This window comes from Pseudomonas oryzihabitans (assembly GCF_006384975.1).
Taxonomy (GTDB): Bacteria; Pseudomonadota; Gammaproteobacteria; order Pseudomonadales; family Pseudomonadaceae; genus Chryseomonas; species Chryseomonas psychrotolerans_B.
Genome location: NZ_CP021645.1, coordinates 4826832 through 4845894, shown reverse-complemented (window position 1 = coordinate 4845894; position 19063 = coordinate 4826832). Strand labels below are relative to the sequence as shown.

Genomic DNA, 19063 nt, shown 5'->3' with positions numbered 1-19063 from the left:
TTAGGATCGAAGGTATCGATCTTCTGAGTCCCTTCGCCGAGGTGCGCCTTGACTCCACGCCTCGCCATCAAGCGCTATCAGGGCGAACACCACCCCCACGCCCATGACTTTGCCCAGTTGGTGCTACCCCTCCAGGGCGGCATGGAGCTGGAGGTGGCGGGGCGCACCGGGGCACGCCTGCATACCGGGCTCGCTGCCCTGGTCGCACCCGAGTGCGATCACGCCCAGCAGTCGGCCCCAGACAGTCGTTTCCTGGTGATCGACTGCGCCAGCGACTGGTTGCCTGAGCGCACCCTGGATAGCGCACGCCAGCAGCCGTGCCTGCCGATCTCGCCAGCGACGCGGCAACTGCTCGCCTTCGCCGAACTGACCCCGGCAGCGGCCCTGGACCAGCACGCCAGCGAACTCACCCGCCTGCTACTGGCCTCGCTGACCCTCCCCACCGCCGTCTCGGCCTTCGACCGCCTGCTGGCACGGGTGGAAGCCCAGCCCGCCGGCGACTGGAGCAACCCGGTCATGGCACGCCTGGCGGGCGTCGGCCTGAGCCGTCTGCACCTGCTCTTCCATGAGCGCTTCGCTCAGACACCCCAGGCCTGGCTGACCGACCTGCGGCTACGCCAGGCCCAGCGCTGGCTGGGCGACAGTCGCCTGCCCATCGCCGAGATCGCCCTGCGCGTCGGCTTTGCCGATCAGGCCGCCCTGACCCGTGCCATGACCCGCCGCCAGGGCATCAGCCCAGCCGCCTGGCGGCGTAGTCAGCACGCGCCCAGATAACGCACTCCGGGTAAAGAACGCCGCAGTTTCGCGCAAGACGGGTTCCCGCCTGCGTCGCCACACTGATGACGAATCGGTGGAGATGGCGTCATGCACGAACGGGAATTATCGGCAGCGGGAATCGGCTACGGGCTGGCGGCAGGCCTGTGCTGGGGCGTGATCTTTCTCGCCCCAGCCCTGGTCCCCGACCTGAGCGGTGCCCAATTCGCCGTGTTGCGCTTTCTCTGCTACGGCCTGGTCGCGCTGGCACTGCTCCTGCCCCGCTGGCGCGCATTGCGAGCGCAGCTCACCCGTACCGATGGGGTGCGCCTGTTCTGGCTCAGCCTGATCGGCAACCTCGGCTACTACGCCCTGGTCGGTTCGGGGGTACAACAGGCCGGCATCGCGGCAACCACCCTGATCGTCGGCCTGATTCCGCTGCTGGTCGCCCTGGCCGGGCAGCGCGATGCCGGCGCCGTGGGTTTCAGCCGCCTCTGGCCATCGCTTGCCTGCGCCTTGCTCGGCGTAGCCCTGATCAGCTACGAGACGCTGACCACCACCGCCGTCGGTGAGCACCCCCTGCTGGGCCTGCTGTGCGCCTGTGGTGCCCTGCTGGCCTGGAGCTGGTTCGCGGTGGTCAACACCCGCTACCTGACCAGGACGCCCATCGGTGCCCACGACTGGGGCCTATTGCTCGGCAGCGCGACCGGCCTCCAGGCGCTGCTGGCCGCGGCCCTGCTGCTGGGCCCGGAGTTGGCGCTACGAGCGCCCGCCGATTGGTTGCAGCCGCTGCTGGTAGCTGCGGGCGTGGCGCTGCTGGCTTCCATCATCGGCGGCGCCTGCTGGAACCAGGCCAGTCGCCGGCTGCCGCTGACCCTGAGTGGCCAGGCCATCGTCATCGAGACGCTGTCGTCGCTGCTCTATGGCTTTCTCTGGAATGGGCGGCTGCCGACCCTGCTGGAGGTTCTGGCCATCGTGCTGCTGATACTGGGAGTGGGCTGGTGCCTGCTCTGCCACCGGCGCCCGACCGCGACCGCCGCCGCAACCGGGGCGGCCTGCTAGCCGGTCGAAGCGAGGACGCCGACAGCAGCTAAGTGCAGGGTCAGGCCAGCGGCGGCAGCGCCCAGTCGATGGGCGCCAGGCCGGCGTTGCGCAGGAATTCGTTGGTTCGGCCGAAGTGACCGTTGCCGAGAAAACCTCGATGGGCCGACAGCGGCGAAGGGTGGGCGGACTTGAGGATCAGGTGTTTCTGGGGGTCGATGAGACTCTGCTTGCTCTGGGCGTGGCTGCCCCAGAGCAGGAACACCAGGTTCTCGCGCTCGACGCTGACCACCTCGATGATGCGGTCGGTGAATCTTTGCCAACCGGCCTTGGCGTGGGAACCGGCATTGGCCTGCTCAACCGTCAGCGAGGTGTTGAGCAGCAGCACGCCCTGCTCCGCCCAGTGCTGCAGGTAGCCATGGTTGGGAATGGGCAGATTCAGGTCGCGCTTGAGTTCCTTGAAGATGTTCTGCAGCGAGGGCGGCGCCGGGACGCCGGGCTGCACCGAGAAGCACAGGCCATGGGCCTGCCCCGGCCCGTGGTAAGGGTCCTGGCCGAGGATGACCACCTTCACCTGATCCAGCGGCGTGGTGTTGAGCGCATTGAAGATCAGGGGACCAGGCGGATAGATGACCTTGCCGGCGGCCTTCTCGCGCCGCAGGAAGTCGCCCAACTGGCGCATGTAGGGCTGTTCGAACTCGGCGCGTAGCGCGGCTTTCCATTGGGGGTCGAGCTTGATGCGATCGTCGTCCACGCGTCGGTTTCCTGGTCAAGACAAGGACAGCACCCTAGAAAAGCGCACCGCCCCTGTCAAACCTCAGGCTAGTGAGGGCCCCACCCCGGCGGCCCCGGGCGCGGCCCCCAACCGGGTGGCCCGAACCCTGGACGCGGTCCCCAACCTGGTCCCGGCCCCCAGTGCGGCGGAGGCGGAGGCCCCGGTCGGTAATAGTAGCCGTAGCCATAGGGACGGACGATGACCGTGGGCGGCGGATAGGCAGGCGTGCCGTAGAAGACCGCTGGGGGCGGCGCCGGGCGGCTGTAGTAACGTGGATAGGTGTCGTAGACGGTGCAACCGCCAAGGGTCAGGGCACAGAGCGACGCCAAGAAGAAATGGCGCATGGGAATATCTCCAGAACGGCCCGGATGGGCCCGGAGAAAGCTTAAGGCGAGCCCGCGACTTACGCTCGCTTATCGCGCTTTCATTCAGCCGGGATTAAGAGACGCCGGTCGCCGCAGCCAGCTCTTCCAGGTAGTCCCGCAGCCGCTGCTGCAAATGGGGCACGCCCTGGGGATGGGCGAGAAAGTCGGTAATGGCCATCAACTGCCAGTGCTGGCCTTCGTCGCCGAAGCGGATGGTGGCGATCTCGGCGCGACTCAATTGGCCGGCGAATAGCCAACTAGGCAGATAGCCTGGCTGGCGCGGCGGATAGCAGCGTCCCCAGGTCAGCCGCGAGGCATCCAGCACCAGGCTGAACTCTTCCTCCAGCTCGCGCAGGGCGCAGCGCTCGGGCGTCTCGTCGTCTTCGCGACCGCCACCGGGCAGGTCCCAAAGGCCAGGCCAGGGAATGCTGGACTTGTCGTCGCGCTGATAGACCAGGATCTGGTCCTCGCAGAGCAGCGCCAACTTGGCGCCGTTGAAGGCTTCACGGGACACAAAGAAGCTCCTCTAGGGAAACGGGGAGACCAGGGAGCCTCCCCGTACGGGCTCAATAGCCGAGTTGCTTCAGCAAGACACCCGGCGTTTGCTTGGCGGGACGCTCGTAGAACTTCAACAGCTCGGCGCTGCGGTTGGTGAAGAAACCATCGACACCGCGGGGCGCCAGCCGAGCGAAGTCCACCGGCGAGTCCACGGTATAAGCATGCACCAGCAGACCCCGCTCGTGGGCGACGTCGTTCATCCAGGGCTTTACCAGGTCGGCATAGCTCTGGTCGCCGCCCTCCTCCAACGCCGCCGACGGCCCGATGCCGATGGCGCCATGGGCCTTGGCCCATTCGATCCAGGCGGTGAAGTCACCCTCGGAACGCACCTGTTGCTTGGCATAGTAGGCCGCCTTGCTGGACTCGCCCGACTCGGCGTAGCTCGGGCCGGCCTTTTCCGGGATGTAGCCATCGTCCAGCCACAGCAGCAGGATCTTCGGCGTGTTGGGCATCTCTTTTTGCAGCAGCTCCAGGCTGCCTTTCTCGAAGGTCTGCAGGACAACCCGCCCAGGCATGGCCGCGACGCCAGTGGCGCCGGTCTTGGGTTGGCCCAGCCAGCCGCGCTGGGTCAGCTTGGCCTTGAGATCGCGCTCGATGCCGGGGAACAGCTTGGGCTGCTTGGTCTCGATGTACAGCCCCGGCTTGTTGCGGCCGCCTTCGGCGATGTCGATGACCTCGTCGAGGGTCAGGATCTTGAGTCCGGCGAACTTGGGCCGGGCGCGCTCGGGATGGGCCTGGTTGAACCAACTGCCGGCATCCAGCGATTTGAGTTCGGCCAGGGTGAACTGGCTGACCGGCGCCTTGGCGCGATCCGGAAAGCGCTTGGCGACATCGGTGGTACGTTCGAGGGTGTCGTCGTGCAGGGCGATGAGTTGGCCGTCCTTGGTGCGCTGCAGATCGAGTTCGAGGTAGTCGGCGCCCAGCTCCCGCGCCACCAGATAGGCCGGCGCGGTGGATTCGGGCGCATCGAAGGAGGCGCCGCGATGAGCGATCACCGCTGGCCAGGGAATGCCGGCCTGGCGCGCCAAGGTCTGGCCGACCTCGGCTTCGGTGGCCAGGGCCAGCTGGCTGACCAGCAGGGTTCCGGGAATGAGGGTACGGATCAGGGTGCGCAGAGCGGTTATTGTCATGGGTTCCTCGGTGGTCCGATGATCGGAGCTAGGATGCAGCTTGCACCCCGGAGGCGACAGTACGCAGACCCTTGCTGTAACGAACGTTATCCAGGTCGCAATTTCCGGTACTCTGCCGCCCGCTCCGCCCGACGAGATCACCATGGCCGTATCGCCCACCCCCTTCGATCCCACGCGCTGCCCGCTGTGCGGCAAGGCCAATAGCTGCGTCCTGGCCAACGGTGGCGACATCGACGATTGCTGGTGCCTGCAGACACCCGTGAATCCGGCCGCCCTGGAGCGCTTGCCGGAAGAAGAGCGCAATCAGCGCTGCCTGTGCCCGGCCTGTGCAACCGGAAGCAAGGTCGAGAACGCCTGATGCGCCTGGACCGCTGGCTAGGCAATAGATCCGAGCTGGGTCGCCAGTTGGCCCGGCGCCTGCTCGCCGAGGGCCGCGTGCGGGTGAATGGCCTGCCAACCCTGCAGGCCGAACGCGAGGTCTTCGCCTTCGACCGCATCGAGGCCGACGACCGCCTGCTGCAGGACGGCCCCGGTGGGCGCTACCTGATGCTGCACAAGCCGCGCGGCTGCGTGAGCGCCACCGTCGATGCCCGCCATCCCACGGTACTGGACTGCCTCGCCGCAGAAGAGCGCGCCGACCTGCACCTGGCCGGTCGGCTGGATTTCAACACTACCGGCTTGTTGCTGCTCACCAACGATGGCCAGTGGTCGCGCGGCCTGAGTCATCCGCGCCACAAGCAGACCAAGCGCTACCTGGTCAGCACCGCCGAGATCATTCCGCCGCAGTTGGTGGCGGCCTTCGCCGAGGGGCTCTACTTCGCCTACGAAGACCTCACCACCCAGCCGGCGCAGCTGGAGCTGCTGAGCGAGCGCAGCGCCTACCTGACCCTGGTCGAAGGGCGCTATCACCAGGTCAAGCGCATGTTCGGGCGCTTCGGTATCGAGGTCGTCGCCCTGCACCGCGACCGTATCGGCGGCCTGGCCCTGGACCCGGCGCTGGCCGAGGGCAGCTATCGCGCCCTGACGGCAGACGAGGTGGCGTTACTACGTCCGGCGGATTAGGGGAACAGGACCTCGGGAACATCGGTCGGGATGCAGACACGCACCACCCGGAGACTTCCCATGCGTATCGACATCCCCTCCCTCGGTTTCGGCGGCGCTCCCCTGGGCAACATGTTCCGCGAGGTGAGCGACGCCGACGCCCGGGCGACTCTCGAAGCCGCCTGGGACGCCGGCATCCGCCTTTATGACACCTCGCCACACTATGGCGCCGGCCTTTCCGAACGACGCTTCGCCGAAGTGCTGGCCGACAAGCCACGCGACGACTTCGTGCTCTGCAGCAAGGTCGGTCGGCTGCTCGAACCCGCCGACCAGCCGGAGAACGCCCCGCCGTTCGTCAACGAATTGCCCTTCAAGCGAGTGCTCGACTATTCCGCCGATGGGGCCCGCCGCTCCATCGAAGACAGCCTGGAGCGGCTCAAGACCGATCGCCTCGACCTGGTCTGGATCCATGACCTTTCCGAAGACCAACACGGTCCGGCCTGGCGCGACTACTTCGCCCAAGCCATGCAGGGCGCCGCCAAGGCCCTCACCGAGATGCGCGAAGAAGGCCTGATCATGGGTTGGGGCCTGGGCGTCAACCTGGTGGAGCCCTGCCGCCTGGCCCTGGAACAGAGCGATCCCGACGCCTTCCTGCTGGCCGGGCGCTATTCGCTGCTGGATCATCGCGAAGCCCTGGATACCCTCTTCCCCGAGTGCCAACGCCGCGGCGTGGGCATCGTGGTGGGCGGACCCTTCAACTCCGGATTGCTCGCCGGCGGCAAGCACTACAACTATGCCGAGGCCGAGCCGGCGCTGCACCGCAAGGTCGAGCTGATTGAGGGCGTCTGCCAGGATCACGGGGTGGACATCCGTGCCGCGGCCCTGCAATTCTGCCTCGCCCATCCCACCGTGGCCGCCACCATTCCCGGCAGCAGCAAGCCGGAGCGGGCCCGACAAAACGCCGAGCTATTGCGCGCATCCATCCCGGCCGCCTTCTGGCGCAACCTGCGCGAGATCGGCGTACTGCCCGAAGACGCCCCGACCCCGGCGTGAGCCCCCCATGTGAGTCCAAGGGGCGGCTGTGCTAGGCTCGCCGCCCCGTTTTCCACCCTACCCGCCGCCATGACCTCGCCCCGTCGCCCTCTCCCTGGCCGCCCCGCTCCCCTGCATCCGCGCAATCGCCACCAGGGCAGCTACGACTTTCCGGCCCTGATGCGTGTCAGCCCCGCGCTCAAACCCTTCGTGGCACCGACGCCACGGGGCAACCTGTCCATCGACTTCACCGATCCCCAGGCGGTCCGCGCCCTCAATCGAGCGCTGCTGGCCTTGCACCATGGCGTGCGCAACTGGGATATCCCCGCCGACTTCCTCTGCCCACCGATTCCGGGCCGGGCCGACTATCTGCATCACCTGGCCGACCTGCTGGCCGAGGGCAATGGCGGCAAGCTGCCGCGTGGTGAAGGGGTTCGCCTACTGGACGTGGGCACCGGCGCCAATGGCGTCTATCCGCTGATCGGCTTCAAGGAATACGGCTGGCACTTCGTCGGCAGCGATATCGCCCCAGCGGCGCTGGAGGCCTTTGGCCGCACCCTCGCCGCCAACCCGGATTGCGCCGCGGCCATCGAATTGCGCCGCCAACCCGATCCCCAGGCGATCTTCGCCGGCATCCTGCAGCCCGGTGAGCATTACGCCGCCACCCTGTGCAATCCGCCCTTCCATGCCAGCCCCACCGACGCCGTGCGTGGCAGCCAGCGCAAATGGAAGAATCTGGGCAAGACCACCGGCAAGCAGGTGCCCCTGCTCAATTTCGGCGGCCAGGCGGCCGAACTCTGGTGTCCGGGCGGTGAAGCGGCCTTCATCGAGCGGATGATTGGTGAGAGTCGCCGCTTTGCGCCTCAGGTCGGCTGGTTCACCTGCCTGGTCTCCAAGGCCAGCAACCTGCCCGTGCTGCAGGCGGCGCTGCGGCGTGAACAGGCCAGCGAAACGCGGGTGGTAGCCATGGCCCAAGGCCAGAAGCAGAGCCGCTTCCTCGCCTGGCGCTTCGCCTAGGCCGCTTGTCGCCCAAGGGGCAAGCTAGCCTCGTTCGGCTGAAATACCCTTCCCAGAGCCTCTGTCGCGGCGGACTTATAACTTCTAGATCTTATTTTTTCCATTTTTATTATTTCTATAGCAAGGGGTTTTGCTCCTAGATTGGTCTCCTGAAAACCTTCATCGACCAGGAGCCTCACCATGGCATTGGCAGTTCTAGAAACCGCGCTTCCGGAAATCCTCGAACGGGCCCAGGCCAGGGCCCTGGCACAGGATCTCTCCTTTGCTGGCAGCGTTACGCCGATTCAGGCGTGGAAGCTGTTCGAAGCGGGTGAAGCGGTATTGGTGGACGTGCGTTCACCTGAGGAGCGCACCTTCGTCGGGCAGGTCCCCGGCAGTCTGCACGTGACCTGGGCAACGGGTACCAACCTGACCCGCAATCCGCGCTTCGTTCGCGAACTCGAGGCCAAGGTAGCGCCCTGGGGCGGCAAGGACGCCGTGCTGCTGTTGCTCTGCCGCAGTGGCAAACGTTCGGCGGCAGCGGCGGAAGCGGCGACCAAGGCCGGCTTCAGCCACGTCTTCAACATCCTCGAAGGTTTCGAGGGCGAGCTCGATCCCAATCAGCAACGCGGCCACGATGATGGCTGGCGCTTCCACGGCCTGCCCTGGACCCAGCAATAGGCGCTGCACGCAGCGGCCGCCGGGTGGTCGCAGCCGGCGCGCCGGCGTGGCTGGCCGACGTCGATCGATAGCGCCAATTTCGCCCATCTCCCCAATTGAGCTCAGACCGAAACATCGGACCCAGAGGGACCTACCGTGGCCGTTTTCGCAGTCGCTGAAATCGTCAAAGAGTTGCGTGATACCCGTGAGGAATGGCGGGACGCGCAAAATAGATCGCGAGAAATACGCAGTCGGGAGTTTCCTTCCCGAGAAGCACTCAGCCAAGTAGTGGAGCAATTAAAGGGCGTACTCTTTCCCATGCGCCTGGGTCCTCCGGGCCTCTTTTATGAAAGCGAAGATTTCTACGTAGGCCATACACTGGATTCTGCGTTGCAAACCCTGGTCGATCAGGCGGAGTTGGAAATCCGTAGTTCCTACCGGGAACATGCCATTTCGCCACAAGATCCTGCCGAACGGGCGGAAACAGCCATCAGAGCCTTCGCGGCCTCGCTTCCCCACATTCGACGCCTGCTGGACAGTGACGTCATCGCTGCCTATCAGGGCGATCCGGCAGCCCGTAGTGTCGATGAGGTATTGCTGTGTTATCCCGGAGTACTGGCGATGATCCATCATCGACTGGCACACAGGCTCTATCATCTGGAACTACCGCTGCTCGCCCGCATTCTCGCTGAGATCGCCCACAGCCAGACCGGAATCGACATCCATCCCGGCGCACGCATCGGCGCGGGTTGCTTCATCGACCATGGCACCGGCGTAGTCATCGGCGAAACCGCCGAAATTGGCGAGCGCGTGCGTATCTACCAAGCCGTGACCCTGGGGGCCAAGCGTTTTCCCACCGATGAGCTGGGCCACTTGCAGAAGGGTCTGCCACGCCATCCCAAGGTCGAAAACGACGTGGTCATCTACGCCGGTGCCACCATTCTCGGTCGCGTTACCTTGGGCGCTGGGGCCGTGATTGGTGGCAATGTCTGGATTACCCAGGATGTACCTGCCGGGACCCTTGTCTCCCAAGCCGACTCAAAAAACAGCTGACCTCACATATCACTCAACCCACAACTAAAAGCTTTACCAAAGCGATATAGCGTTATTCCTTCGACAACTTTTCAGCATGAAGAACCTGTGACATCTTAGCTAATAAGAATGTCATTAGTCCGCGTCAGTCTGAGTTTTGCTTTTCCACAATCGAACCAACACGCCAACATCATATAACTGAGGACTTTGCCATGACCGCAACCGTAGGGGGCACTACCGCTCTCGGCGATAATGCCGCTCGCCAATTGGCCAATGCGACCAAGACCGTTCCGCAACTTTCGACGATAAGTCCACGCTGGCTGACCCACCTGCTGCAGTGGGTTCCGGTCGAAGCGGGCATCTATCGGCTCAACAAGGTCAAGAATCCAGAATCCATTCGCGTGACCTGCACCGCGCGCGAAGAAGAGAATCAGTTGCCGCGTACCTTCGTCGATTACGAAGAGCAGCCGCGCGAGTACTTCCTCAATGCCGTGAGCACCGTACTGGATGTCCACACGCGCATTTCCGACCTCTACAGCAGTCCACACGACCAGATCAAAGAACAGCTGCGCCTGACCATCGAGACCATCAAGGAAAACCAGGAAAGCGAGCTGATCAACAATCCCGATTACGGCCTGCTCTCCCAGGTCACCGAAGAACAGCGAATCTTCCCTCTCACCGGCGCGCCCACCCCCGACGATCTCGATGAACTGCTGACCAAGGTCTGGAAAGAACCGGCTTTCTTCCTGGCCCATCCGCTGGCGATCGCCGCCTTTGGCCGCGAGGCGACCCGCCGCGGCACGCCACCGCCCACCATCAGCTTGTTCGGTTCGCAATTCATCACCTGGCGGGGGATTCCCCTCATCCCGTCGGACAAGGTCCCGGTGGCGGACGGCAAGAGCAAGATCCTGCTGCTGAGGGTCGGTGATAAACGCCAGGGCGTCGTGGGCCTCTATCAGCCGGGCCTGGCCGGCGAGCAGAGTCCGGGGCTGTCGGTACGCTTCATGGGCATCAACAACCATGCGATTTCGTCCTATCTGATCTCTCTCTACTGCTCGCTGGCTGTGCTGACCGAGGATGCCCTCGCGGTGCTCGACGATGTCGAGATCGGCAAGTACCACGACTATCCCGACACCTACCGCTAAGCCGGAGGCTCCACGAGCATGCCGACCTCCCCTTCGCTCCCCTTGCCACAGCAGCCTGAAGCGCCGATCGACCCGGCGCTATTGGCGCGCATGGCCAATGCCCTGTTCGCCGCCTTGCCCACCGAAGTGGTCGGGCCAAGCGGCTTCGCCCGGCAACAGGCGCCTGGCACACCCCCCGCTACGCTGCCCACTACCAGCCCCGTTGCGCCGCCGGGCGTCCAGGCGCCAGTGAACGTCGCGCCACCGGGTTCTCCCCTGGCGAGCCCGGCAGGCCTGGGGCCCGGGGTACCGGGTACGCCTATTCCCCAGGGCACTGTGCCGGGCAGTAACCTGCTGCCGGCGTCACCGGCCCCCTTGCCCAGCCTGGCGCATCGTGCCCCGGCCTTGCTACCCCACGCCCAGGCGGGCAACGGCGTACCGGATACGCCCTTCAGCACCCTGCCCGCCTACGAGCCCCGCCTGGGTAGTCAGCTGCAGGGCGTATCGCCCGTGCCAGTGACCACGCCACACACGGGGGCGCCGCAGCCAGACGTACCGAGCTTCTATTGGCAGCAACCGACCGCGTCCGCTCCGACATCGGCGCCAGACAGCCTGCTGGATCGACTGGCACGGCAGCCCTTCTCGGAAGGTTCCGCGATAGAGCTCGACCTACCTGGCCAGCGCGAACGGCAGTCCACGGCGGTACCCGCGACCCACTACTATTTCACCGAGCACGGGCCGCAGGCCACTGGCGCAGCGACGGCCAGCCAGTCTGCCCCACGCGCCCCTTCCCCGGCGGTGGTCGCCGATCGTCATCCGCCCTTCGATGTCCACGCCATTCGCCGGGACTTCCCCATCCTGCAGGAGCGGGTGAATGGCCGCCCGCTGGTCTGGTTCGATAACGCCGCGACCACCCACAAGCCGCAAGCGGTCATCGACCGGCTCGCCCATTTCTACGCCCACGAGAACTCCAACATCCATCGTGCCGCCCACGAGTTGGCCGCACGGGCCACGGATGCCTACGAAGGCGCGCGGGAAAGGGTGCGGGCCTTCATCAACGCGCCCGAGGTGCATGAGGTCATCTTCGTGCGGGGCACCACCGAAGCGATCAATCTGGTCGCCAAGAGCTGGGGCGCCCAACACGTTGGCGAAGGCGACGAGATCGTCGTCTCCCACCTGGAGCACCACGCCAATATCGTGCCCTGGCAGCAACTAGCCGCGGCCAAGGGCGCTCGGCTGCGCGTCATCCCCGTAGACGACTCCGGCCAGGTGCTGCTCGACGAATATCGCAAACTGCTGAACGACCGCACGCGAATCGTCGCGGTCACCCAGGTCTCCAATGCGCTGGGCACTGTAGTGCCGGTCAAGGAAATCATCGAACTGGCGCACCGCGCGGGCGCCAAAGCGCTGGTGGATGGTGCCCAGTCGGTGTCCCATTTGCGCGTCGACGTGCAGGCGCTGGATGCCGACTTCTTCGTCTTCTCCGGCCACAAGATCTTCGGTCCGACCGGGATCGGCGTGCTCTGGGGGAAACGCGCGGTGTTGGAAGACATGCCGCCCTGGCAGGGCGGTGGCAACATGATCGCCGATGTCACCTTCGAGAAGACGGTGTTCCAGCCCATACCCAACAAGTTCGAAGCAGGCACTGGCAACATCGCCGATGCGGTCGGCCTGGGCGCGGCGCTCGACTATGTCAACCGCCTGGGTCTGGAGAACATCGCCCGCTACGAGCACGACCTACTGGAGTACGGCATGCACCAACTGGCGAGCATTCCCGGCGTCCGCCTGATCGGCACGGCGGCGGAGAAGACCAGCGTGATGTCCTTTGTGCTGGCCGGTTTCTCTACCGAGGAAGTAGGCCAGGCCCTCAATGAAGAAGGCATTGCCGTGCGCACCGGCCACCACTGTGCCCAGCCCATTCTGCGTCGCTTCGGTGTGGAGGCCACGGTGCGGCCTTCATTAGCTTTCTATAACACCTACGACGAAATAGATCGCCTGGTGGCGGTGGTGAAAACCCTGGCCAGCCAGAGGCGCAGCAGCTAAAAGGCCCCCTGCAGTCGATCGCCGCAAGGCGATCGGCTTGCCGCCGCACGACCTTCCAGCGGCAGAACACCAGGTTTCGTCTGGTGGCTGGTATCCGCTGTCGCCTCGTGTTTCCGCGCTCAAAGTCGCTGCTCAGGCAGGGCGACGCAGGATTAGACTAAAGGCTAATAGCCAAAGCCAATGAATTACGGGCTAGGAATCCCTACCCCTTCTCATTAAAATGCCCGGCAACAAAAACGCACGCGCATGCAGCCGCTCCCGAGACCTTGGTCTGCGGTCAGCCGCCGCCTGAGCGCGCCTTGCGTTTTTGGTCCGACCCTTCCGGTGGTTCACGAGAGAAGGGCGGCGGAGGGACAAGAACCTGCCCTTGCGTGTTTCCGGCTGCATTCTGCCTTGCCCACTGCACATCCACCCATGTGCCATGGTGCCGCACCGCACCGAAACTCGATAAGCAGACCCAGCTTCTATCGATTGAGAGACCACATGTTGAAGAAAATGACTGGCGCGCTGCTCGGCGTGGCTATCGCCTCCGCCCTGGGCACCGCGCACGCCGACGACGTCAAGAAGGTCGACGTCCTGCTGATCGGCGGCGGCATCATGAGTTCCACCCTGGGCATCTGGCTGAACGAGCTGGAGCCGAACTGGACCCTGGAAATGGTCGAGCGCCTGGACAAGGTCGCCGACGAAAGCTCCAACGGCTGGAACAATGCCGGTACCGGCCACTCCGCCCTGGCCGAGCTGAACTACACCCCCGAAGACAAGGACGGCAAGGTCAGCATCTCCAAGGCCATCGAGATCAACGAAGCCTTCCAGATCTCCCGTCAATTCTGGTCCTGGCAGGTCAAGAACGGCGTCCTCAAGGACCCGAAGAGCTTCATCAACAGCACCCCGCACATGAGCTTCGTCTGGGGTGACGACAACATCGCCTTCCTCAAGAAGCGCTACGAAGCGCTGAAGGCCAGCCCGCTGTTCTCCGGCATGCAGTACTCCGAAGATCCGGCGCAGATCAAGCAGTGGGTTCCGCTGATGATGGAAGGTCGCGATCCCCAGCAGAAGGTCGCCGCCACCTGGAGCCCGCTGGGTACCGACGTCAACTTCGGCGAGATCACCCGCCAGTTCGTCGCCAACCTGCAGTCCAAGCCGAACTTCAAGCTGAACCTGTCCAGCGAAGTCGAGAACATCACCCGCAATGCCGACGGCAGCTGGCGCGTGGAGTACAAGAACCTCCAGGACGGCAAGAAGACCGAGACCGACGCCAAGTTCGTCTTCATCGGTGCCGGCGGCGGCGCCCTGCACCTGCTGCAGAAGTCGGGCATTCCCGAAGCCAACGACTACGCCGGCTTCCCGGTGGGTGGCTCCTTCCTGGTCACCGACAATCCCGCGATCGCCCAGCAGCACCTGGCCAAGGCCTATGGCAAGGCGTCGGTCGGCGCGCCGCCGATGTCGGTTCCGCACCTGGATACCCGCATGCTCGATGGCAAGCGCGTGATCCTGTTCGGGCCCTTCGCCACCTTCTCCACCAAGTTCCTCAAGCAGGGTTCCTACCTGGACCTGCTGACCAGCACCAACACCCACAACGCCTGGCCGATGGTGCGCGTGGGCGTGGCCGAATACCCGCTGGTGGAATACCTCGCCGGTCAGCTGATGCTGTCGGATGACGACCGCCTGGCCGCCCTGCGCGAGTATTTCCCCAACGCCAAGAAGGAAGACTGGCGCCTGTGGCAAGCCGGTCAGCGCGTGCAGATCATCAAGCGTGACGCCGACAAGGGTGGCGTGCTCAAGCTCGGCACCGAGATCGTCGCCGCCAAGGACGGCAGCATCGCCGGCCTGCTGGGTGCCTCTCCGGGTGCCTCTACCGCCGCGCCGATCATGCTGAGCGTGCTGGAGAAGGTGTTCAAGGACAAGGTAGCCACGCCGGAGTGGCAGGCCAAGCTGCACCAGATCGTGCCCAGCTACGGCACCAAGCTGAACAGCGACCCCGCCCGCGTGCAGCAGGAGTGGAACTACACCGCCGAGGTGCTGCAACTGGCCACCCCGCCGGTCGCCACCGGCAGCCAGCCCGCCAAGCCCACGGTCGCCGCCCCGCGCGCCGACAAGGCCGCCAACGACATGGCGCTCTGATCGCCCTGCGGCCCGCTGTCGTGCAGCGGGCCGCTGCCTGGCGCAGAAAGCCCCACCCCCTTGCGGGCGTGGGGCTTTTTTTCGTCCGCGACACGGCCGTGGGGTGCGGTCGTCCTTGAAGGAAACCTTAAGAACGTGAATTTTTCTCGGGTAGTCAGGCACTAAAACTGCAGAAGAGGCCAAGGCAAGTCTTGGCACGCAACACTGATGCTCTATCCTCGAGCCCTAACCGTTACCTGAATCTGGAGACACGATGACCGCACATCCCGCCCCGGGCATCCTGCATACCCGAGAAGGCCAGCGCCTGGCTGATAGCGACGCCGCCGCCTGGCGGCAGTGGGGGCCCTATCTGAGCGAGCGCCAGTGGGCCACGGTCCGTGAAGACTACAGTGCCGATGGCGATGCCTGGCGCTACTTTCCCCATGATCATGCGCGCAGTCGTGCCTATCGCTGGGGCGAGGATGGTCTCGCCGGCTTTTCCGACAAAGCCCAACAATGGTGCCTGGGCCTCGCCCTGTGGAACGAACGCGATCCCTTCCTCAAGGAGCGCCTGTTCGGCTTGACCAACGCCGAGGGCAACCATGGCGAAGACGTCAAGGAGCTGTACTTCTATCTGGACGGTGTCCCGAGTCACGCCTACCAGAAGATGCTCTACAAGTATCCCCACGCCGCCTTCCCCTACGCCCAGCTCACCGAGGAGAACGCCCGCCGCGGTCTCGAGGATCGCGAGTTCGAGATCCTCGACACCGGCGTCTTCGACCAGGATCGCTATTTCGACGTCACCATCGAATACGCCAAGCACACCCCCGACGACATCCTGATGCGGGTGACGGTGGAGAACCGCGGCGCCGAACGCGCCAAGCTGCGGGTGCTGCCACAGGTCTGGTCGCGCAACACCTGGGCCTGGACCGGCACCCCGCCGCGCGCCATGCTCAGCCTGGAAGGCGAGCAACTGCGCGCCAGCTACTTCGACCGCTCCGACCTGGTCGTCAATGCCTGGGGCCCCCAAGAAGTCGAGTGGCTGTTCTGTAACAACGAAACCAACCTGCCCCGCCTCACCGGCGAGGCTGTCGAAGGTCCCTTCAAGGACGGCATCAACGACTACGTGGTGAAGGGCGCCCGGGAAGCGATCCGCCGCGATTTCGGCAGCAAGGCCGCGGCCCACTTCGCCGTGGAACTGGACGGGGGGGCCAAGACGGTGGTCTATCTGCGCCTGGCGCCCACCAATGCCCTGGCGATAGACGCGGATGCGGTATTCGAGGAGCGGATCGCCGAGGCCAACGCCTTCTATGCCGCCCTGCAGGAAAAGATCAGCGACCCTGATGCCCGCCTGGTGCAACGCCAGGCCCTGGCCGGCCTGCTCTGGTCCAAGCAGCTCTATTATTTCGAGGTCAATCGCTGGCTCAACGGCGACCCGGCCCAGCCGACCCCGCCGCTGCAGCGCGCCAAGATCCGCAATGCCCACTGGCGGCACCTGGTCAATTTCGACATCGTCTCCATGCCCGACAAGTGGGAGTACCCCTGGTACGCCTCCTGGGACCTGGCCTTCCAGGCGGTGGCCTACGCCCTCATCGATCCCGGCTTCGCCAAGCAGCAACTGCTGTTGCTGGTGAAGGACAGATTCATGCACCCCAATGGCCAACTGCCGGCCTACGAGTGGAATTTCGAGGATGCCAACCCACCGGTACACGCCTGGGCCACCTGGCACGTCTACCTGCAGGAAAAGTCCCTGACCGGCGTCGGCGACCGGGCCTTCCTCGAGCGCGTCTTCCACAAGCTGCTGCTGAACTTCTCCTGGTGGATCAACCGCAAGGACGCGGAAGGTCGCAACATCTTCCAGGGGGGCTTCCTCGGCCTGGACAACATCGCCCTCTTCGATCGCTCGGCGCCGCTGCCCCCTGGCTATCACCTGGACCAGGCCGACGGCACCGCCTGGATGGCCGCCTATGCCCTGGACCTGATGCGCATCGCCCTGGAGCTGGCCAAGGAAAACCCGGTCTATGTCGACCTGGGAATCAAGTTCTTCGAGCACTTCCTGCACATCGCCAACGCCATCAACCACAGCGACAACCGTGAAGACGGCCTCTGGGACGAGCAGGACGAATTTTTCTACGATGTCCTGCGCAAGGCGGACGGCAGTGCCGAGCCGCTACGCCTGAGGTCCATCGTCGGGCTCATCCCGCTGTTCGCCGTCCAGGTACTGGAACAGCGCGAGCACGAAGGCCTGCAGGGCCTCGGCGGCCGGTTGCGCAGCTTCCTGCGGCAGCGACCGGACCTCGCCCGCCTGGTCTCGCGTTGGACCGAGCCAGGCCAGGGCAATAGATTCCTGCTTTCCCTGCTGCGTGGCCATCGCACCAAGCTGCTGCTCAAGCGCATGCTCGACGGCGAGGAATTCCTTTCCGACTACGGCATCCGCTCCCTGTCCAAGGCCCATGCGGAAAAGCCCTTCGAGATGCGCCAGGCCGATGGCAACCTGCTCAGCGCCCGCTACCAGCCGGCGGAATCGGACTCGTATCTCTACGGCGGCAACTCCAATTGGCGCGGGCCGTTGTGGATGCCGATCAACTACATGCTCATCGAGTCGCTGTATGAGTTCCACCGCTATTACGCCGACAAATTCTCGGTCGAATACCCCAGCGGCTCCGGTTACCTGGCCAACCTGGAAGAGGTGGCCGATGGTCTCAGCCACCGCCTGACCCGGCTGTTCCTCAAGGATGCCGACGGCAAGCGGCCGAGCATGGTCGACTATCCGCAGCTGCAGAACGATCCACGCAGCCGCGATCTGGTGCTGTTCCACGAGTACTTCCATGGCGATAACGGCCGTGGTCTCGGGGCATCGCACCAAACCGGCTGGAGCGCCCTGGTGGCGTTGCTGCTGCAGCCCAGACGCTGAACGTACCGAGATGCCGGAAACCTGCCGGCATCTCGGCTGCTTGCTTACAGCCAGAGTTTTCCTCCTGCCGCCCGGGTACTATGCTTGGGCAAGCCCCCCGTTCGCGAGCTCGCATGAATTCACCCGATGACGCCCAGCGTCTCCACGCCTTGAGTGAGCTACAGATTCTCGACAGTGGGACCGAAGCGGCCTACGAGGATCTCGTGGCCCTGGCGTGCCAGCTCACCCGCGCGCCGGTCGCCTTCATCACCCTGGCCGACCGCAACCGGCTGTGGTTCAAGGCTTGCCAGGGAATGGTGGTAGACGAGCTGCCCGTCGAGTCTTCCTTGTGTCACCTGGCGATCCTCACGCCGCGGCAACCCTTCATCGTCGAAGACCTGCAGAACGATCCTCGGGTCGCCCACCTCAAGATAGCGCCGGGCCTGGAGCGGATGCGCTCCTATCTGGGGGTTCCCCTGCTCGACCCGCACGGCGTCGCCCTCGGCACGCTCTGCGTGCTGGACGATCAGGTGCGCCACTTCGAGGCCGGTCAGATCGACAGCCTGCAGCGTCTGGCGCGGCAGATCACCCGGTTGCTGCAGCAACGCGAGACCTTGCACAAGCTGGAAGAGCTGGACATCAACTTTTCCGCCTTCATGAACAATGGCCCCTTCATCGCCTACATCAAGGACCGTGACTGGTGCTTCTCCTATGTCAACGAACCCTTTCTGCATCAACTGGGCCTGACCCGCGACGAAGTCATCGGCAAGGATGACTACGCCTTCTGGCCAGAATCGGCGCCGCGCTTCCGCCAGATCGATGAACAGGTGCTGCGCGAACTCAAGCCGAGTCGACTCATCGAGCGCATGACCGCCCTGGATGGCCGGCGGATCTTCTGGCAGTCCTACAAGTTTCCCCTGGTCACCCGCCACGGTATCGCCCTGGCCGGTCTCTCGGTGGACATCACCGAGCACATCGAGCAGCAGCACATGCTGGAGGCGTCCCAGCGGCAGCTGCTGGACATGATGCAAGCGGCCGAGCAGCGTAGCGTCACGGATGCCCTGACCGGTCTCTACAATCGCCGCGCCTTCGATCTGCGCCTCGCGGAACACCTGGCGCGTGCCGAGGAAAAGGGCACGCCCCTGTCGCTGCTGTTGATCGACGTCGACCATTTCAAGGCCTACAACGATGCCTATGGTCATCAAGCCGGCGACATCGCCCTGCAGGACATCAGTCGCCTGTTGCAGCAGAGCTGTCGCGATGTCGATGCCAGCTTCCGCTACGGCGGCGAAGAATTCGCCATCCTGCTGCCAGGCGCCACCGTGTGCGCAGCCCAACGGGTGGCAGAGCGCTGCCGCGCCGCCGTCGCCAACCATACCTGGACCCGGCGGGCCATCACCTTGAGCATTGGCGTGGCTACCCATGCGCCCGGCATGAATGCCTATGTCCTCACCGAAAGGGCCGACCAGGCGCTCTATGCCGCCAAGGCCGCAGGGCGCAATCGGGTGGCTGGCTGATCT

General features: G+C 64.8%; 17 protein-coding genes. 13 read left to right on the top strand and 4 right to left on the bottom strand.

Annotated elements, in window-relative coordinates; all coding sequences use genetic code 11:
- The first annotated feature begins 48 nt into the window (after positions 1–48).
- Positions 49–774, top strand: a complete 726-nt coding sequence (locus CCZ28_RS21885) for an AraC family transcriptional regulator (protein ID WP_140220855.1) — start codon at positions 49–51, stop codon at positions 772–774.
- A gap of 90 nt (positions 775–864) precedes the next feature.
- A complete protein-coding gene (locus CCZ28_RS21880; RefSeq protein ID WP_140220854.1) occupies positions 865–1815 on the top strand; it encodes a DMT family transporter in 951 nt (316 codons plus the stop codon).
- A gap of 40 nt (positions 1816–1855) precedes the next feature.
- On the opposite strand, the gene ung is transcribed toward CCZ28_RS21880, so the two are convergent.
- From ung to CCZ28_RS21860, 4 genes are all read right to left on the bottom strand, one after another.
- Positions 1856–2548 carry a uracil-DNA glycosylase gene (gene ung, locus CCZ28_RS21875; RefSeq protein ID WP_140220853.1) on the bottom strand — a complete coding sequence of 231 codons (693 nt, stop codon included), beginning with the start codon at positions 2546–2548 and terminating at the stop codon, positions 1856–1858.
- Between the two features lie 68 nt (positions 2549–2616).
- Positions 2617–2913: a hypothetical protein gene (locus tag CCZ28_RS21870; protein ID WP_140220852.1), complete on the bottom strand. Its 297-nt coding sequence runs from the start codon at positions 2911–2913 to the stop codon at positions 2617–2619.
- A 94-nt stretch (positions 2914–3007) separates the two neighbouring features.
- Positions 3008–3448, bottom strand: coding sequence for an NUDIX hydrolase (locus CCZ28_RS21865; protein WP_140220851.1), 441 nt, complete (start codon positions 3446–3448; stop codon positions 3008–3010).
- A 52-nt stretch (positions 3449–3500) separates the two neighbouring features.
- Positions 3501–4622, bottom strand: coding sequence for a glycerophosphodiester phosphodiesterase (locus tag CCZ28_RS21860; protein ID WP_140220850.1), 1122 nt, complete (start codon positions 4620–4622; stop codon positions 3501–3503).
- Positions 4623–4764: 142 nt separating this feature from the next.
- On the opposite strand from CCZ28_RS21860, the gene CCZ28_RS21855 reads away from it, so the two are divergent.
- The 11 genes from CCZ28_RS21855 to CCZ28_RS21805 all read left to right on the top strand — a co-directional run bounded on the left by CCZ28_RS21855 (position 4765) and on the right by CCZ28_RS21805 (position 19060).
- Positions 4765–4980, top strand: coding sequence for a cysteine-rich CWC family protein (locus tag CCZ28_RS21855; protein WP_058762120.1), 216 nt, complete (start codon positions 4765–4767; stop codon positions 4978–4980).
- Entirely contained in the window at positions 4980–5684 is a 705-nt protein-coding gene (locus tag CCZ28_RS21850) for a pseudouridine synthase (RefSeq protein WP_140220849.1), read from the top strand. Before CCZ28_RS21855 ends, CCZ28_RS21850 begins: the two co-directional genes overlap by 1 nt.
- A 60-nt stretch (positions 5685–5744) precedes the next feature.
- Entirely contained in the window at positions 5745–6716 is a 972-nt protein-coding gene (locus CCZ28_RS21845; protein WP_140220848.1) for an aldo/keto reductase, read from the top strand.
- Positions 6717–6785: 69 nt separating this feature from the next.
- On the top strand, positions 6786–7712 hold the full coding sequence (rlmF, locus tag CCZ28_RS21840) for a 23S rRNA (adenine(1618)-N(6))-methyltransferase RlmF (RefSeq protein WP_140220847.1): 927 nt from the start codon (positions 6786–6788) through the stop codon (positions 7710–7712).
- A gap of 180 nt (positions 7713–7892) precedes the next feature.
- A complete protein-coding gene (locus CCZ28_RS21835; RefSeq protein WP_140220846.1) occupies positions 7893–8372 on the top strand; it encodes a rhodanese-like domain-containing protein in 480 nt (159 codons plus the stop codon).
- Between the two features lie 135 nt (positions 8373–8507).
- Positions 8508–9404: a serine O-acetyltransferase EpsC gene (gene epsC / locus CCZ28_RS21830; RefSeq protein ID WP_140220845.1), complete on the top strand. Its 897-nt coding sequence runs from the start codon at positions 8508–8510 to the stop codon at positions 9402–9404.
- A 191-nt stretch (positions 9405–9595) separates the two neighbouring features.
- Positions 9596–10528: a family 2A encapsulin nanocompartment shell protein gene (locus CCZ28_RS21825; RefSeq protein WP_140220844.1), complete on the top strand. Its 933-nt coding sequence runs from the start codon at positions 9596–9598 to the stop codon at positions 10526–10528.
- Positions 10529–10546: 18 nt separating this feature from the next.
- Positions 10547–12550, top strand: coding sequence for a family 2A encapsulin nanocompartment cargo protein cysteine desulfurase (locus tag CCZ28_RS24870; RefSeq protein WP_140220843.1), 2004 nt, complete (start codon positions 10547–10549; stop codon positions 12548–12550).
- A gap of 483 nt (positions 12551–13033) precedes the next feature.
- The gene (mqo, locus tag CCZ28_RS21815; protein ID WP_140220842.1) at positions 13034–14671 is read left to right on the top strand and encodes a malate dehydrogenase (quinone); all 1638 of its coding nucleotides are present in this window, start codon (positions 13034–13036) and stop codon (positions 14669–14671) included.
- Positions 14672–14924: 253 nt separating this feature from the next.
- Positions 14925–17564 carry an MGH1-like glycoside hydrolase domain-containing protein gene (locus CCZ28_RS21810; RefSeq protein ID WP_140220841.1) on the top strand — a complete coding sequence of 880 codons (2640 nt, stop codon included), beginning with the start codon at positions 14925–14927 and terminating at the stop codon, positions 17562–17564.
- Positions 17565–17677: 113 nt separating this feature from the next.
- On the top strand, positions 17678–19060 hold the full coding sequence (locus CCZ28_RS21805; RefSeq protein ID WP_140220840.1) for a GGDEF domain-containing protein: 1383 nt from the start codon (positions 17678–17680) through the stop codon (positions 19058–19060).
- Positions 19061–19063 lie beyond the last annotated feature (3 nt).

Bases quoted from the DNA above. Each gene is read 5' to 3' on its own strand.
- CCZ28_RS21880 (WP_140220854.1), top strand. From the start codon at position 865: ATGCACGAACGGGAATTATCGGCAGCGGGAATCGGCTACGGGCTGGCG.
- CCZ28_RS21870 (WP_140220852.1), bottom strand. From the start codon at position 2,913: ATGCGCCATTTCTTCTTGGCGTCGCTCTGTGCCCTGACCCTTGGCGGT.
- CCZ28_RS21860 (WP_140220850.1), bottom strand. From the start codon at position 4,622: ATGACAATAACCGCTCTGCGCACCCTGATCCGTACCCTCATTCCCGGA.
- CCZ28_RS21855 (WP_058762120.1), top strand. From the start codon at position 4,765: ATGGCCGTATCGCCCACCCCCTTCGATCCCACGCGCTGCCCGCTGTGC.
- CCZ28_RS21850 (WP_140220849.1), top strand. From the start codon at position 4,980: ATGCGCCTGGACCGCTGGCTAGGCAATAGATCCGAGCTGGGTCGCCAG.
- CCZ28_RS21845 (WP_140220848.1), top strand. From the start codon at position 5,745: ATGCGTATCGACATCCCCTCCCTCGGTTTCGGCGGCGCTCCCCTGGGC.
- rlmF (WP_140220847.1), top strand. From the start codon at position 6,786: ATGACCTCGCCCCGTCGCCCTCTCCCTGGCCGCCCCGCTCCCCTGCAT.
- CCZ28_RS21835 (WP_140220846.1), top strand. From the start codon at position 7,893: ATGGCATTGGCAGTTCTAGAAACCGCGCTTCCGGAAATCCTCGAACGG.
- CCZ28_RS21825 (WP_140220844.1), top strand. From the start codon at position 9,596: ATGACCGCAACCGTAGGGGGCACTACCGCTCTCGGCGATAATGCCGCT.
- CCZ28_RS24870 (WP_140220843.1), top strand. From the start codon at position 10,547: ATGCCGACCTCCCCTTCGCTCCCCTTGCCACAGCAGCCTGAAGCGCCG.
- mqo (WP_140220842.1), top strand. From the start codon at position 13,034: ATGTTGAAGAAAATGACTGGCGCGCTGCTCGGCGTGGCTATCGCCTCC.
- CCZ28_RS21810 (WP_140220841.1), top strand. From the start codon at position 14,925: ATGACCGCACATCCCGCCCCGGGCATCCTGCATACCCGAGAAGGCCAG.
- CCZ28_RS21805 (WP_140220840.1), top strand. From the start codon at position 17,678: ATGAATTCACCCGATGACGCCCAGCGTCTCCACGCCTTGAGTGAGCTA.